General features: G+C 45.6%; 14 protein-coding genes and 1 other RNA gene. 9 read left to right on the forward strand and 6 right to left on the reverse strand.

What is annotated here, in order from left to right; genetic code table 11:
• The first annotated feature begins 253 nt into the window (after nucleotides 1–253).
• The 5 genes from hpsL (at nucleotide 254) to hpsP (ending at nucleotide 6,601) form a co-directional block, all read left to right on the forward strand.
• The gene (hpsL, locus tag IQ257_RS13225) at nucleotides 254–1,942 is read left to right on the forward strand and encodes a hormogonium polysaccharide biosynthesis protein HpsL (protein WP_193878649.1); all 1,689 of its coding nucleotides are present in this window, start codon (nucleotides 254–256) and stop codon (nucleotides 1,940–1,942) included.
• Between the two features lie 78 nt (nucleotides 1,943–2,020).
• Nucleotides 2,021–3,139, forward strand: a complete 1,119-nt coding sequence (locus tag IQ257_RS13230) for an acyltransferase family protein (protein ID WP_193878627.1) — start codon at nucleotides 2,021–2,023, stop codon at nucleotides 3,137–3,139.
• A gap of 44 nt (nucleotides 3,140–3,183) precedes the next feature.
• A complete protein-coding gene (gene hpsN, locus IQ257_RS13235; protein ID WP_193878629.1) occupies nucleotides 3,184–4,215 on the forward strand; it encodes a hormogonium polysaccharide biosynthesis glycosyltransferase HpsN in 1,032 nt (343 codons plus the stop codon).
• Between the two features lie 29 nt (nucleotides 4,216–4,244).
• Nucleotides 4,245–5,417, forward strand: a complete 1,173-nt coding sequence (gene hpsO, locus IQ257_RS13240; protein ID WP_193878651.1) for a hormogonium polysaccharide biosynthesis glycosyltransferase HpsO — start codon at nucleotides 4,245–4,247, stop codon at nucleotides 5,415–5,417.
• Nucleotides 5,417–6,601, forward strand: coding sequence for a hormogonium polysaccharide biosynthesis glycosyltransferase HpsP (gene hpsP, locus IQ257_RS13245; RefSeq protein ID WP_193878631.1), 1,185 nt, complete (start codon nucleotides 5,417–5,419; stop codon nucleotides 6,599–6,601). Before hpsO ends, hpsP begins: the two co-directional genes overlap by 1 nt.
• Here the strand turns inward: hpsP and IQ257_RS13250 are convergent.
• The 3 genes from IQ257_RS13250 to ssrA form a co-directional block, all read right to left on the reverse strand.
• Nucleotides 6,577–8,202, reverse strand: coding sequence for an adenylate/guanylate cyclase domain-containing protein (locus IQ257_RS13250; RefSeq protein ID WP_193878633.1), 1,626 nt, complete (start codon nucleotides 8,200–8,202; stop codon nucleotides 6,577–6,579). The two genes, hpsP and IQ257_RS13250, sit on opposite strands and share 25 nt — an antisense overlap.
• Before the next feature lie 569 nt (nucleotides 8,203–8,771).
• Entirely contained in the window at nucleotides 8,772–9,887 is a 1,116-nt protein-coding gene (locus IQ257_RS13255) for a helix-turn-helix domain-containing protein (protein WP_322744313.1), read from the reverse strand.
• A gap of 191 nt (nucleotides 9,888–10,078) precedes the next feature.
• Nucleotides 10,079–10,469: a transfer-messenger RNA gene (gene ssrA / locus IQ257_RS13260) on the reverse strand.
• 31 nt (nucleotides 10,470–10,500) lie between these two features.
• On the opposite strand from ssrA, the gene IQ257_RS13265 reads away from it, so the two are divergent.
• On the forward strand, nucleotides 10,501–10,737 hold the full coding sequence (locus IQ257_RS13265) for a hypothetical protein (RefSeq protein WP_193878635.1): 237 nt from the start codon (nucleotides 10,501–10,503) through the stop codon (nucleotides 10,735–10,737).
• 35 nt (nucleotides 10,738–10,772) lie between these two features.
• Nucleotides 10,773–11,111: a P-II family nitrogen regulator gene (locus IQ257_RS13270; RefSeq protein WP_193878637.1), complete on the forward strand. Its 339-nt coding sequence runs from the start codon at nucleotides 10,773–10,775 to the stop codon at nucleotides 11,109–11,111.
• 62 nt (nucleotides 11,112–11,173) lie between these two features.
• Here the strand turns inward: IQ257_RS13270 and rdgB are convergent, their stop codons facing one another.
• From rdgB to IQ257_RS13285, 3 genes are all read right to left on the reverse strand, one after another.
• Nucleotides 11,174–11,746 (reverse strand): RdgB/HAM1 family non-canonical purine NTP pyrophosphatase, encoded by a 573-nt coding sequence (rdgB, locus tag IQ257_RS13275; protein WP_193878639.1) that lies wholly within the window; start codon nucleotides 11,744–11,746, stop codon nucleotides 11,174–11,176.
• A 40-nt stretch (nucleotides 11,747–11,786) separates the two neighbouring features.
• A complete protein-coding gene (locus tag IQ257_RS13280; protein WP_193878641.1) occupies nucleotides 11,787–13,220 on the reverse strand; it encodes a phosphoglucomutase/phosphomannomutase family protein in 1,434 nt (477 codons plus the stop codon).
• A 129-nt stretch (nucleotides 13,221–13,349) separates the two neighbouring features.
• The gene (locus IQ257_RS13285; protein ID WP_193878643.1) at nucleotides 13,350–13,682 is read right to left on the reverse strand and encodes a hypothetical protein; all 333 of its coding nucleotides are present in this window, start codon (nucleotides 13,680–13,682) and stop codon (nucleotides 13,350–13,352) included.
• Between the two features lie 408 nt (nucleotides 13,683–14,090).
• Here IQ257_RS13285 and IQ257_RS13290 point away from each other — a divergent pair, with 408 nt between their 5' ends.
• Nucleotides 14,091–14,927 carry a photosystem II manganese-stabilizing polypeptide gene (locus tag IQ257_RS13290; protein WP_193878645.1) on the forward strand — a complete coding sequence of 279 codons (837 nt, stop codon included), beginning with the start codon at nucleotides 14,091–14,093 and terminating at the stop codon, nucleotides 14,925–14,927.
• A 375-nt stretch (nucleotides 14,928–15,302) separates the two neighbouring features.
• Nucleotides 15,303–15,731, forward strand: a complete 429-nt coding sequence (locus tag IQ257_RS13295) for a hypothetical protein (protein WP_193878647.1) — start codon at nucleotides 15,303–15,305, stop codon at nucleotides 15,729–15,731.
• Nucleotides 15,732–15,898 lie beyond the last annotated feature (167 nt).

Consider the following 15,898-nt stretch of genomic DNA (forward strand, 5'->3'; position numbering starts at 1 on the left):
GTGTATAAGGGACAGTTTCAGGGTCGGGGTGGACTTGCCATGGGGGTTGGGGCTGGAATACGCGGCTACACATCTAGTTTTCCGGTTCAGGTGGCAGGGGGAACTCAGCTTATTGCTTGGCTATTGGTCTTTTGACGATTTTATCGAGGGGATGGGACAATTACCCACATTGAATCAAAAGTCCTCTTTTCTCCCTTGTCACTTTTTGAGATATGCCAAAATCGAGAGGTACGGGCAGCGCGGCGGCTTTGCCATGGTTAAATTGAAATCTCAATCAAAAAAATCAAAGAAACGCAAACAGCAGTCAAAGGAGTCTGATGCTCCTATTCTCAGTCGCAAGGAGCAGTTAGCTCAAAAGCGTAAGGCACGGCAGCAACTTCAAGCTGCCATCACTTTCATAACCCTAACGGTATTGGCGTCAGCTTTCATCGGTGTGATTCTTTCCTTCGCGACTGAACCCAAGCTGGGTATATTAGCCGGAGCTGCGATCGCTTGTCTAGTTATTTGCTACAAATATCCTCGCAAAGCACTTTGGGCATTTCTTATCTATCTGCCCTTTTCTGGCACCGTTATTTATACCATTGGTGGTGCTAATGCCAGTCCGGTACTCCAGTTAGCCAAAGATGCTTTCTACATTCCCGCACTGATTGCCCTCCTTCTGGAATGTCAGCGAAAAAATCTACCCATCATGATTTCCAACGGGCTGAAGCCCAGCGTAGTCATTTTATTTCTTCTCTGTTTAATCACTCTGCTGTTTGTTAACGGTTCTCAGCAGCTAGAGACTGGTGATGTAGAAAAACCCTTGGCAATGGGAATTTTAGGGTTCAAAGTGTTTGTCGGATATATACCCTTAATTTTTTGTGCCTACTACCTAATCCGTACTAAGAAGGAGTTGCTCTTTACCGCACGCCTCCATTTAGTTCTCGTCCTCATCTGCTGCGCCCTTGGCTTTGTTCAATATATGTTTCTCAAAACAGGTCGATGTCAGGGCACCGACCATCTCTCAGGAGACCAATTGTTTAAAGCCACTCTAGATGCTAAGTGCTTAGTCGGAGGAGCATTGCTATACAGTCCCTCTCAAGGGGTAATTCGCTTACCAGGAACCTTTGTTGCCCCTTGGCAGTGGTCTTGGTTTCTAATTGGCAACGCTTTTTTAACCTTTGCCACTGCCTTTAGCGATCCCTCTCCCGTCTGGCGAATTGGCGGCATGGTTGGTATGGCAGCAGTCTTTGTCAACGCCGTTATCTGTGGTCAGCGCATCGCTCTAGCACTGGTGCCAGCGGTAATTGCTATCCTTTTGCTTCTGACCGGTCAAGTCACAAACCTCAAACGATTTATCCCGATTGGGGTGGGACTAGGTTTAGTGTTGACTATTGCTGCCGCCCAGAATCCCCAAGTGGTTCAGGAACGAATAGATAGCTTCATTGGTCGCTGGAATGCTTCACCTCCATATGCCTTTATTCAAGAGCAATTTGATTGGGCGATCGGCAATGAGCCAGGACTTCTCGGAAAAGGCTTGGGACGTGCCACCAATTCTGCCCGTAGCTTCGGTAAAATCCAGCTTGTTGAAACCTACTATCCCAAGGTGCTGTATGAAGTGGGTTATTTGGGTACGATTGCCTTCCTCGCTGTTGTCACCAGTCTTACCGTGATTACCTTCAAGAGTTACCGCTCGATCCGGGAGCCAAACCTGCGCAGCTTCGGGGCAAGTTTTTGGGTTTTTATTTTGATTATTAGTTACAACACCTATTACTACCCTCTTGATGTTGATCCAGTGGCTGTCTATTACTGGTTCTTTGCTGGGGTTGCTTTAAAATTGCCAGAACTAGATAAGCAGGAACAAGAAAAACTAAAACTAGCTCAGTTCGAGAACTTTAAACCTAAAAAGCAACGAAAGCTCAAGGGGAGTAAAACCAAAGCCGTTGCTATCACCTCTCATTAGGAGGGGATTAAGTGGAGCTGTTTATAGATACCTCTAACTCTAGTCATGTCAGTTGATGCAATCATCTATCTTAGCTAAATGTCTAGCAAAAAAACCACTTCCAAAAAACACCTGCCTTGGATTGACCAGCTCAAAGGGTTGGCAATTTTAGGGATTATTTCATTTCATTTTTTTCAAAATTACCCCGATCGAATTGAACTCGTTCAAAATTTATATAGAAATGGTGCCCGTTGGGGATATGCTGCCGTAGATATCTTTTTGGTTATCGCTGGGTTCAACACCAGCTATTCTTTGGCATCTCGGATGCAATCGCGTCAACTCAGTCCCCTGGTGCAAGTCGATTGGAAGTCATGGCTACTCAAACGATTAAGTCGGCTGTATCCAACCTACTGGTTGGCTATAGGTGTTACCTTGCTACTGTATTACCTATTTCGAGAGATAGAAATTAAATCTTTTCAAGATTTTATAGGGATTGTGATAGGCTTGCCAAGCTACGAGCGATTTAAAACGATTAATCCCGGCTTTTGGTTTTTTTCAGTCATTCTACAGGCTTATTTAGTTATCCCTCTTATCTTTTCTTTTTGCCAAAGTAAACCCCAGCTCATACTAATCTTGGGGATTTTGGGAGGCTTGATAACAAAAATTGCTTGTTTGCTGTTCTACAGGGATTTCGATGTTTTTTGGTTCCTGTTGCAAAATAATTTTTTAGGGAGCTACTTTTTTCAATTAGGTCTTGGATTATATTGGGGATTTATTTATTTTGAACAACAAAAATTTAGAAAAATTGACCTAGCTATATCAAGCTTGAGTTTTATCTTGGGGGCTTTCCTTTATTTTTATTTAATTGTCAAAGATATTGATTTTGCCTACAAAATTGGCTTTGATATGGCATTTACACCCCTATTTTTTATCGGCATACACTGGCTATTTAAACGAATAAATCTAGAAAAAATTAGCCCTAGAGATATTTTTTCACGGATGGGATTTTATTCCTATCAAATTTATCTCATTCACCAGCCCTTACTTTTTCTAATACTGCCTTACCTAGGGCGAGAAATGAGTTTAGCTCCTTATCCTAGGCTTTTAGTCTCGATTCTTGCTACAACAGTACTGTTAACACTCTACGTGCTAGCTTTCATTCAACTCGAAATTTTGGTAAAGAAACTCACCCAAAAAATTCCGAAACATTCCGTTTAGTGCCAATGTCACTTGGCAAATTTCACCCAACTTAATCACCTACTATGACGTTGCCCTCACTTTCCGTAATTATTCCCACCTATAGTCGCGAAGAACCCTTGCGAGATACCCTTGACGACGTACTTAAACAGGAGTATCCGTGTTTTGAAGTGCTAGTAGTGGATCAAACTCCCACCCACAAGCCGGAAATCCAAGCTTATTTGGAACAGTTAGCGAATGATCGAAAAATTACCTGGTTTCGTGTCGATTGGGCTAGCTTACCTGGAGCGCGTAATTATGGAGTGCGGCGGGCATCTGGGGAAATTATGGTGTTTATAGATGATGACATCAAAATGCCAGCCGGATATCTACAGGCGCACGCTCGAAACTACCAGCGACATGAGGTTGGGGCAGTTGCTGGGCGAGTGTTCGATAGGATGAAACTGGCAGATTCCCAATGGGCAAACAAAGGGGATTCTCCCTATACGATTGAGGATTTACCCCCCCAAGCAATGGACCCCGGAATAGCATGGTACTACATTGACTTGGTTCATACCGTTAAGCCCCAGCGAGTCATCTCGGCAAGGGGCTGCAATATGTCTTACCGTCGCGAAATCTTTACCCAGTATGGGATATGGTTTGACGAGCGATTTCGGGGGAGTGCCGTGCGGGAGGAGTCAGATTTTTGTCTGCGATCGCGTAAAACAGGCTACCACATTTGGTATGATCCCGATGCTTATTTGGTGCATTTAGGGGAGGAGACAGGGGGATGTCACGACATCAGCACGCGATCGCTTAAATATCAGATGACTTTTTATCACAATCATTTCCTGATGGCAATGAAAAACCTCACCCTCACCCAGCAGTTGCACTTATTTGCCAAACTGTTTGATTGCCATGTTCTTGGAAATCCCCCCTGTAACAAGAGTGGTTCTCCGATTAAAATAATCAGTCGTGCTGGTTTCTACAGCTTGGGCTTTCTTGATGCCCTTAGTACATTAGTAAAGTCGAGTTGGGATAAGGGGCAAATTTACACCCAACTAGATAAAGAAGCACCAACACCGCCGATAGCTAGTACGGCACCAGTCAGTCAGTAAGCCATTCACTATTCAAAATGGCAAAACCCATGAAAATTTTAGTTGTCAGCCACACCTATATCGTTGACCTCAACCGTGAAAAGCTTCGAGAATTGGCTCGTTTGGAACCCAATATTGAAGTGACTGTAGTGGTGCCACGCCGTTGGCGTCCGGGTGGTGTTCAGAACAAGATTATTGAAACCCAACCGCTTCAGGAAGGGTCGTTTCGGGTAGTGCCTGTTTCTAACTTTAGTGAAAATAACCAGGGGTTACTCACCTTTGGGGCGGATATCATTCCTTTATTGCGGCAGTTTCGCCCCCAGATTATTCAGGTAGAACAAGGTGCTAAGGCATTAGGTTATGCTCAGTTAATTGCCTTGAACCAACTATTGGGACTGAAAGCAAAAACTATATTTTTTACCTGGTGGAATCTGCCCTACGAGGTAAAATTTCCCCTATCGGTGCTACACACGTATAACCTGCACAATACCCACGGACTGGTTGCTGGAAATCAGGATGCTGCGGAGGTACTTAAGCTGCATGGCTATAACGGTGAATTTATCGTGATGCCCCAGTTGGGTGTAGATGAGAGTCGGTTCCGTCCACAACCGCAGCCGGAATTGAAACAACAATTGGGAATTCAGCCAGATGAATTTGTAGTGGGGTTTGTGGGGCGATTTGTTGAAGAAAAAGGATTGCTGACGCTGGGTAAAGCTCTTGCTGGGATAAAAGAACATCCTTGGAAATGGTTGTTGCTAGGGCGCGGTTCCTTACAGTCCGTGTTGATGGAAAAAGCAACGGAGTGGGGTATCAAAGACCAGATAATTTGGGTTGAAAGTGTTCCCCATGATCAAGTGCCTCGCTACATCAACCTGATGAATGCCTTAGTCCTGCCTTCGGAAACAACCTATAAATTTAAAACCTTAACGGCTGCGGGCTGGAAGGAACAGTTTGGTCATGTTTTAATTGAGGCAATGGCGTCGAAGGTGCCGGTGATTGGGTCTGATTCTGGGGAAATCCCAAATGTGATTGGTGATGCGGGTTTGGTGTTTCCAGAAGGGAATGTAGAGGGGTTACGGAATGCCTTGGTATCGCTGATGGCACAACCGGAGTTAACTCAGAAGCTAGCAGAATTGGGTTATGAACGGGCGATGAACCAGTATACGAATAAGGCGTTAGCAAGACGGCTATTAGATTTTTATAAAGCAGTCATTCATCATTAATGCGCATCCTACAAATTGTCCCTTCCATTTCCCTCGTCTATGGCGGTCCCAGTCAGATGGTTCTGGGACTTTCCAAAGCACTAGCGTCTCAAGGTGTTGAGGTCACTGTCTTAACAACAGACTCGAATGGGGATATCGGTCAACCTCCCTTAGATGTTCCCCTAGATAAGCCCGTTCAGCAAGATGGCTATCAGGTGCGGTACTTCCACTGTTCTCCCTTCCAGCGCTATAAATTTTCCCTTGATTTATTGCGTTGGTTGTGGATTCACAGTAGAGAGTTTCACCTCGCCCATATCCACGCCCTCTTTTCCCCAGTCAGTACGGCGGCGGCAACCATTGCCAGACAGCGGCAGTTGCCTTACCTGTTGCGTCCTTTGGGTACACTTGACCCAGCGGATTTGCAGAAGAAATGGGCATTGAAACAACTTTATGGGTTTCTGCTGGAACGTCCTAATTTAGCTGGGGCAGCAGGAATTCACTTTACGAGTCAGCAAGAGGCAAAAATTTCGGAACGTTTCGGCACATTAACCAAAGATATTGTCATTCCACTGGGAGTAACGCCGCCAAAAGAGTTGCCGATGGGGGAGGCACGGGCAAAATGGAAAATTCCTGCTCAACGACCTTTGCTGCTGTTTATGTCTCGTATCGACCCCAAAAAGGGGCTAAATCTGCTCATTCCAGCACTGGAAAGGCTGTTATGTGAGGGAGTTGATTTTCACTTCGTTCTTGCTGGTGCTAATCCTCAAGACCCCGCCTATGAAAACTTGATTCGGGAACAGATCAAGAATTCACCTCTTTCATCTAATACCGCGATCGCTGGTTTTGTGGATGGAAACTTGAAACAGACTTTACTACAAGAGGCTGATTTGTTTGTTTTGCCATCTTACTACGAAAACTTTGGCATTGCCGTAGCAGAAGCAATGGTTGCCGCAACACCTGTCCTGATTTCTGACCAAGTTCATATCTGGGAAAATGTCAGTGATGCTGATGCTGGGTGGGTTTGTGCTTGTGAGGTGGATGCCTTAACGCAGTGTTTGCAGGAGGCGCTTGCTGATAATGGGGAACAGAAGCGACGGGGAAGCAATGCGAGGGACTATGCATTGAGGAATTATAGCTGGAATGCGATCGCACAGCGAATGATTGAAGCTTATCAGGACGTTCAAGCAGAAGTTGCTACTAATTGAAATTGCTCCCAGAGAACGCGGTAGAGTTGTAAGGGCTTACTCTTTCCTTTAACCCTCACCGGCGATAGCTTTTCTATCGGTAGGTTTCGATTGCCAAGCTTATCAAAGGTGCTTTTGGCAATTAATATCTCCCCTGCATTCGCAACGCTACAAATTCGGCTACTCACATTCGTAGTATCCCCAATCGTGGCATACTGAATCAGTCTAGCAGAGCCAATATTCCCCGCTGCTACTTTTCCGGTACTGAGTCCGATGTGGATTTTAATCGGTTGCTGCTTGCGCTTAACCCACTCCTGATTCAAGCGGCGAACTGCCCACTGCATCTCAATGGCTGCATGAACTGCCCGATCTACATCATTGTCTTTCTGATAAGGGGCACCCCAAACCGCTAGCAATGCATCGCCAATATATTTTTCTAAGGTTCCTTCGTAGGGAAATACAATCTCTTCTACCATAACTTGAAAGTATTCGTTGAGCATCTCAACCACCTGGCGTGGTTCCATGATAGAGGACATTTGGGTGAAGCTACTAATATCAGCAAAAAGAGCTGTGACTTCAGTATCGACAGTCTCTAAATAGCCCTCTTCTCGGAGTTTTCTACTCACGGCTTCGGGAAAGAAACGCTCCAGTTTATCCCGCATCACGGCTTCGGCTTGCATCTTTTTGTAGAGACGGGCATTCTCAATAGCGATCGCCGCTTGGTTGGCTAAACAGGTGAGAAATTCTAAATCTTCATCGGAGTAAACATCTGCCATCGACAAATTATCAACATACAAGATTCCAATTACATCCTGCCCAGGCTTCAAGGGAACGCACATCGCTGCATGAATCCCTTGTTTAAGAATAGAAACTGAATCTTCAAATAGCTTGTCTAGACAGGCATCATCTGTTAAGATGGCATTGCCATGATAACGTACAAAATTAACAATTCTTTTACTGTAAAAACGAGCTTCAGCCTGAATTCCTGTCCGCCACTTGACTGCTTTTTGTTCGAGTTTTCTGGTGCGCTGATTGACCATAAGAATTGCCGCTCGATCGATATGGGTAATCTCTAGCAGCAAGTCGAGGAGTTTCTGTAGGATTCGATCGGGGTCTTCAGGAGAAGACAACTGTTTGCTAACTTCTAGGAGAATTTGTAACTTATCGATTCGCCGCTGATGAGCATCCTGCTGCCGGAGTTTCAAGACCGAGCGTTCAGTCATCTCTGGATGCAGCAAATCTTGTATTTCAATGCGGGTTTGTTCGGGTGAGACTTGCTTGATAATTGATAGCTGCGTCGTTTCATCATTTAGGGATTCTTGCTGGGGAGGTTGAAGAGTTTCGATAAAGTCAAAAACTACATTACCAAACCGAATCAAGTCCCCGTCTTGAAGTTCGCAGTGGTCTACTTTTAACTCATTTACAAAGGTTCCGTTGAGGCTATTTAAGTCAGTGAGGATGACACGATCGGGAGTAATAACAATTTTAGAATGGTAACGGGAAAGATACCCGTGGCTGACAACAATGCTGTTGTTTTCTTCGCGTCCAATGGTGTTAATACCAAGGCTCAATTCGTAGCTAATTTCATCCGGTGTATTGGACTGGCAAATTAAATATGGCACGTCTGTCACCCATTAAGAGATTAATAGATTTGTTAAGAATAAATTGGCAACGTCTAAAGAAGCGATTGCCTTTTCACGAGAGCTTCATCATGAACCCTATGGAAAAGGCACCTTTATCACCTGAAGTTTTGCAACAAAGGAGTGCAAAAAAACAGAAAGTTAAAAACTTAGGTCTTTTTAAATTTAGTCTTAATCATCCTATATTCATTATTCCCATAATACGGATAGTCTCAGCTCACTATTTATTAGGACTTGGTGAGGTTTTCGCTAAGACTCTGTGAAGTTATATTCTTTTTCGGGATTAAAGTGTTAAATAGGTATTAGAAGGAAAGGCAGAAGGTAGTATAAAAAATACTGGTCATCGGGTTAAAATACCCTGGGTTGACTGACAAAATTTTAGCGCCCTCACCCCCAACCCCTCTCCTAAAGGGCGTACCTTGCTTCTCCGAAGGAGTGGAGAGCTGATCGATCCTCTTCCTCTCCCCAAGGGAGAGGGCTAAGGTGAGGACTTTCTGAGCCTCTGCTTACAAGTTTTGTCAGTCAACCAACCCTTATCCTGTGGTTTCTTCCTAAAATAGCAGTGCTTCCGGAGGAGCAATATCGGCTCCAGCTTTTACACCACCTTGACTGGATTTGATCCCAGGTTTACTAGTTGGTTTTGTACTTTCATCCTTTGGCGAAACGGATGTATTGGAAGGGGTAGTTGGTTCGGGCAGGGCGGTTTCTTGTGTTGATTGGTGCGACATCCAGTTGAGTCCTCCTACAGCTCCGGCAATCAAAGCGGCATAGCCCAAATACAGGTGCATGGAATTAAACTGAAATCCCACATCTGACGGATCATGATACCAGGAGGGAATCACAGACCTGACCGGATCGGGTGTCGGTACAGAAGCCGCCATCGCTGAACCATTCAATCCTAATGCTTCGCTGAGGCGACGGATGAAACCACGAACGTAAACATCTTCTGGCAAATGGTCGATGCGACCGGCTTCTAAAGACTCAATCTGATGAATTGGCACTAAGGTTTGACGATGCAGTTGTTCTACACTTAAAGCCCGATCCTGACGCGCTCGTCGCAGTTCTTGACCCACTTGCAGCAGCAATTCTTCTCTCTCTTGAGCTAACTTTTGCGCTGCCAACTCTGCCTTAGTGGGTTTTTTGCGCGGTTTAGTTTCGCCAATGGCTCTGTTGAACAAACCCGATGGTTGGGTTGCTGCAACTGCATCAGTAAGGGTTTCGGTGAGATTGACTTGTACCTCTACCTCCTCTAAAGGATTGTCTGTTTTTTCAGACAAGTCTAATTCCTCCTCTTGGGCTTGATTGACATCTTCGGCAGTCACAGGAACGATTTTGTATTGTTTGGCAAACTGCTGAAACGTTAACCGGACGGCTTCTCGCCCCACTGCCTTAACCAAAATTTGGGCGGTGTTGGATGCTTCTCCTAACATGGTTTGCAACCCAGCCATTGTACGGCGGTAAACTTCACTCTCAAGTAGTTCAGTTTCAATCTGATTGAGGATAGACCGCAATCCTTCCTGAGACATTTCAATGGCTGGGTTGTCACCGAAACCATGACCATATATAGGTTGCATTACCATAACTTGCTCGTGTTTTCGTGCTTCTTTTACAACTGCATTGTATTGATTCAGCCACCAACAACTGTTGTGAGAGTTCGCTCCTGACACTCACAACAGTTGTTGGTGAATTTACAGAGGCTTTAATGACCTTGATTACCCTTTTCTAAAACTTAAGCATTCATCCGGATAGTTGGGTGTCGGGAAAATTATTCCTGACTACACCCCAGACCCCATGCCCCACACCCATTTGAACTAAAAAACCACCTCATTGATTTAAGAATGAGGTGGTTTTAACCAAACTATGGAGCCTACGGGAATTGAACCCGTGTCCGCACTGGGTATTGACCTTCCGCTCGTTCACAGGTTTAGCCCTTCTAACCCTCGGGGCGGGAACCATCCATTATCCCGGATGACAGGATGCTTTGGTGAGGTCTTAATTAGTAAGCCGACCAAAGGCAACTTACTAACGCATCCGTTGGGGTTTTGTCCATAGCCCTTAACGGAGTCAGACTACAGACGCTCGAACCTGATTAGAGGTTATTAAGCAGCAACAGGTGCTGCCTTACGAGCAAAAGAAACGATGTTATTCGCAGTTACTTTTGTTTGAGCCTTTGATTTACGAGAGGAGACTCACTCTCGACCTGAATCACAGGTTGGCTTTCACCAACACGTCGAAACCATTAAGGCCCCTTATGATATATTTCCTATTATAATAAACGATTTGGTAATTAACTACCTATCATCAGGAGTAGATTTAGATCTGAAGGTGAGACAATTTGACACCGAAGACAGAGGAGACACGGGGGAGAGAGGCAGATTTTCTGAGGGAATGGTAAGCTACGCCCTAGCAACCAATAGAGACACGACTATCCCTGAAGCGATCGCCATAGCAAACGGTATTGGTATTTACAAAAATTTCGCGTTTGAGGGTGTAGAAAGTGTCATGCTGGTCTGGTAAATAAAGAATAGAAAAACAAGTGAGGAGCAAGGATCTTGAAAAAGGTAGAAGCAATTATCCGACCTTTTAAGTTGGATGAAGTTAAAATCGCCCTAGTCAACGCTGGCATCGTCGGGATGACGGTTTCTGAAGTTCGGGGATTTGGTCGCCAAAAAGGTCAGACTGAACGCTATCGTGGTTCTGAGTACACCGTCGAGTTCTTGCAAAAACTTAAGGTGGAAATTGTTGTCGAAGACGCCCAGGTAGATATGGTAGTAGACAAAATCATCGCCGCCGCTCGCACGGGTGAAATTGGCGACGGGAAAATCTTCATCAGCCCCGTCGAGCAAGTCGTCCGCATCCGAACTGGAGAAAAGAATCTGGAAGCGGTTTAAAAAATTAGGATTTTAGGAATTATGAAGGTTATATAATTTTTCATTCTTCATAATTCCTAATCCTAGAGTTGCTGGCTTAACTGGGGGATGAGTACTTCAAAGGCTTTGCCACGATGACTGCAGCGTTGTTTGATTTCTGGCTCCATCTCAGCAAACGTTAAGCCTTGCTCTGGGAGATAAAAAATCGGATCGTAGCCGAAGCCACCTATACCGCGAGGGGTTCGCAAAATTTCGCCTCGGCAGATGCCTTCTACGACTAGAGCGCTCGCCCCATCAGGACGAGCGATCGCTACAGCACAAACAAACTGCGCCCCCCGATTCGGTTTATCTCCCAGTTCTGCCAGCAACCGTTCGATCCGTTCTGCATCAGTTTTACCATAGCGTGCCGAATAAATACCCGGAGCCCCCTGTAAGGCATCGACTTGCAAACCCGAATCATCGGCGATCGCCCATTCCCCAGTTACCCTTGCTACCTCTGATGCCTTCAAACGAGCATTCTCAACAAACGTATCGCCAGTTTCCTCAATATCAAGTTCAGGTGGTTTGAGCTGCAATTCCCACCCCAAATCTGTCAAGTACGCCTGCATCTCCCGCAGTTTACCGGGATTTCCTGTAGCTACAACTAGTTTGGTCATTAGTTTTTCAGATCACAAAGGACGAATGACAAATAACCACCTAAGAAATAGAATTTGCCCAATCTTTTGCCCAATTGAGGGTTTGACGTACCTGTTCAGGGGTAGCGGCTTCGCAGTAGAGTCGTAAGACGGGTTCGGTGCCGCTAAAGCGAATCAGTAGCCAGCTATTGTCGGCTAACCGAAATTTGTAGCCGTCGATGGTTAGACAATTGATGACGGCTTGAGAGTTAATTTCAGTTAAAGGTTGAGTTTGTAATTCGTTTAGCAAGCGCGATCGCACATCCATATTTGCCAAATGTAAGTCAATGCGATCATAGGCAGAGGTATAGTCTGTACGTTCTTGTAGGCGTCGGTAGAGTGCGCTCACATCCATACCCGATTGAGCGATCGCTTCCAGGAGATACAGCGCTGAAAGCAAGGCGTCTCGTTCAGGAATGTGGGTGCCGTAGCCGATTCCTCCCGATTCTTCGCCACCTAGCAAAACTTGAGCCGATAGCATTCGGTCGGCAATATACTTATAGCCGATAGGAGTTTCATGGATGGGTAACTGATACAGTTGGGCAATGCGGGGAATTAAGTCAGAGCCACTGATCGTTTTGACTATTTCTCCCTGGAACTGACGTCGCTCTGCCAAATGCTCGATCAAAACGGGAATGAGAATTTGGGAACTTAGGAAGTTTCCCTCACCATCGACGGCAGCAATGCGATCGCTATCTCCATCAAACACCAACCCGACAATTAAAGCGTCCCCTGCTTGTTGTCGATGAGTTCGGATCGTGCGGAATAGCTCAGAAAGGTAACGAGGCAGGGGTTCTGGGGCACCACCTCCAAATAAGGGATCTCGTGAGCTGTTGATTTCCTGAATCGGTACACCCAGAATTTTGTTTAAGCCGCCGGCTGCGGCTCCGTGCATCACATCGGCATATACCGTCAGTTTCCCTTGGTTTATCAACTCCTGAATCTGAGTAATCTCAACTTTAGTCCGCAGTGCATCGCAGTAGCTCTGCCAAGGCTCAAACATCTGTAAACTGCCGGGGGTTTGGGCAGCAGTTGGGGGATCGGCTAGTTGGGCTTCTATCTTTTGAGTGATTTCTGGAGGAACCGAGCCGCCAAAGGCTCCTTTAACTTTCAATCCCAAGTAAGTCGCAGGGTTGTGACTAGCAGTTAAGACTAAGGCTCCTAAGGCATTTTGCTGTTTCGCTGCCCAACTAAAGGCGGGGGTTGGGGCGTAACTTTCTGATAGCAGCACGTCAAATCCAGCAGCTTGAACGGTTTCAGCCACCGTTTTGGCAAAGTCTTCTGCCATGAAGCGCCGATCATAACCCACGATAATTTTACGGCTATTGGTGGTTTCGCCATAGGTATCTGCCAGAACTTTTGCTGCCACCCCAGCAACTAATGCTACGCGCTCGAAGGTGAAATCGGCGGCAATGATACCTCGCCAGCCATCTGTCCCGAACTTAATTGAATTCATGACAACCCTTATAACAAATTTGGTAAAGTCTCAAGACTGACGGCAGGATTGTAACATTTGTAATGCTGCGTGTCTTGATTGGTTACAGAATCTACGGAGGAGGGGGAACATCCTTATTGTCTGTTTCCCTCAGTCTAAGTAGCGATCGCTTTCAGGTTCTCCGTTAGAGGCTTCGGGCTTGGAAAAGCTTTCTAGGATGGTTCGCAGCTTCATCCGCTCAATATAGGGCCAGCCGCCCGATTCTTCAATATCTTTGAGCAGCGCATAGAACACTCGTCGATTTCTCGGCAACGAGCCTTGGAACAAGTTTTCTCGAATATCGCGGTGGGATTGCTCTAAAGTACGCAGTAGGGCTAACAAAGCTAGACTGTCTTCTTCATAGCTCTTGGCTAATGCCCCAATATCTGCCTTGAGGGTTTGCAGCTTGACTAGTAAATCCCCCGACTCCTCTTCAAGGTTCATAATCTTCAATGTAAACGACCACGGTTGAATCAAAGATTACAATAACCGCTTCCATCAGGTTGGGGAATGGCACACCAGAATATTGACTTACCAGGTGACGCTTGTCAAAGCTCGATCTTGCGAGTAAATGTGACACTTCCCGTGTACAATGCTCTAAAGAAAACCATTAGTTCATGCATTCGGTGTCGTACTAGAAACATTGCTGCCCTAGGAGCAGTGCCACAGGATTAGCGATCGCCGAGGGTGGGTAGGTGTCCCACTATATCCCCTGGTGTGGAGTGAAAAGGGGGTAAAAGTTTTTGATGTCTTGAAAACGGTTGCTATTTCACTCCAATTCACCAAAAACCCAATTCACGAATCACCCTAACAAAAATTTTCAGATCTAGAGATTGACAATTGAGGTTGACCATGAGGTATCGCGCTTTTATTGTTACCTTCCTGGCTTTGTGTCTGGGGGTGCTAACAGCTTGTAGTGAAGGGCCTGCAACGGCTACCAGTACTAATCAGCTAACGTATGAACAAATCAGAAATACGGGGTTGGCAAATCTTTGTCCACAGTTATCGGAAACGACTCGCGGTTCCATTGACATCGAGTCTGATAAATCCTATAAACTCGTAGATCTGTGTTTGCAGCCAACAAGCTTCTTTGTAAAGGAAGAACCGACTAATAAGCGGCAAGAGGCAGAATATATTCCAGCTAAGATCTTGACAAGATCGACTTCCAGTCTCGACCAAGTTCGAGGAGCGTTAAAGTCTGGAGCAGATGGCAGCCTTATCTTTGCCGAAGAAGAGGGAATTGACTTCCAAGCCATTACCGTTCAGTTACCTGGAGGTGAGCAAGTCCCATTCTTGTTTACCATTAAGAGTTTAGAGGCGAAGTCTCAACCGAACATGACTAGCGTCAACGCATCCACAGACTTTGAGGGTGAGTTTAGGGTTCCTTCCTACCGAGGTTCTGTTTTCCTCGATCCGAAGGGTCGCGGTGTTGCTAGCGGCTATGATAACGCGATCGCTCTGCCAGCTCAAGCAGATTCGTCAGAACTTGCTCGTTCTAATGTTAAACGCTTTGAGGTTCGCAACGGGAAGATGTCTCTTCAAGTTGCTAAGGTTGATAGCTATACCGGAGAAATTGCTGGTACATTTGAGAGCGAACAGCCTTCAGATACTGATTTAGGTGCTGACGATCCTGAAGAGGTATTGATTCGGGGTATCTTTTACGGACGAGTTGAACCTGAAGATGCATAGGCTGTAAAGGTTTTCTCGCAACGGTAGGGGTACGGCAATGCCGTACCCTTATTCATAGTTTTACTATTTTGTCAACTCCAATTCCCTGAACCGACTCTAGGCAATTTTTGAAATAATTTAATTTTGAGAACGTTCCTATTTTTTTGGGAGTTGGGTAATCATAGTGGGCTAGCAGAGGCGGGAGTCTGAATTGAAAAGTATGAATTTCTAGAAGCGATCGCCGTTGTAGGGCGTTTAAATTTTACTTAAAATCCTTTACTTTGGAATTAAGGGTCAATTCGAGAGACGCAAGCGCTTACAGAACTAAGGTTTGCACCTTCTGAAAATAAACCCAAACTAGTTAATTCCACCCTATTTTTTGAGAAAAAATATCCCATGAACTCCCAAGCCATTAAAGTTTCCGTTGCTCTTGCTGCTACTTTTGCTAGTCTTGTTGGTTTCACTTCTGTTGCTCGTGCGGGTGAAGGTGGTGTCGCCGGTGCCGCAGCTTTCACTGTGACTGGCGAGGGTGCAGTTAGTGGCGTAGCTGTTTCTGCTGCCGTTGGTAAAGAAAATGCTGCTGCTGCTGCGTTTAACTACGATGGCACTAATGACAATGGTTTACAAAACTCGGCTTTTGCTATTGGTACTGCGGGCGTAATTAGTCTGACTGGTCTTGGTGATCCGGCTGGCTTTACCCTTGATGCAGTAGAAGATAACGAGCGCGCTCAAGAGCAAGCTAATACTTTCTCCGCAGGTTACAGCATCCAAATTGGTACTGTTTCTGAAGACACTTTAGTTACTTCTCCCGCTCCCGCTCCATAGAACTGCTGCAAGTTATTAGCGAGTCTGCTTACCTGACAAGTTAATCAATTTTATCCCCTCTCATAAATTACTTGAGGAATTACTTGAGGCTCTCATCGACTCTCCCCCTGGGGAGTAAAGCAGAGAGCCTCAGGAAGGGGATTTTTTATTCACACTCCTCATTATTA

Source organism: Coleofasciculus sp. LEGE 07092 (assembly GCF_015207375.1).
Taxonomy (GTDB): Bacteria; Cyanobacteriota; Cyanobacteriia; order Cyanobacteriales; family Coleofasciculaceae; genus LEGE-07092.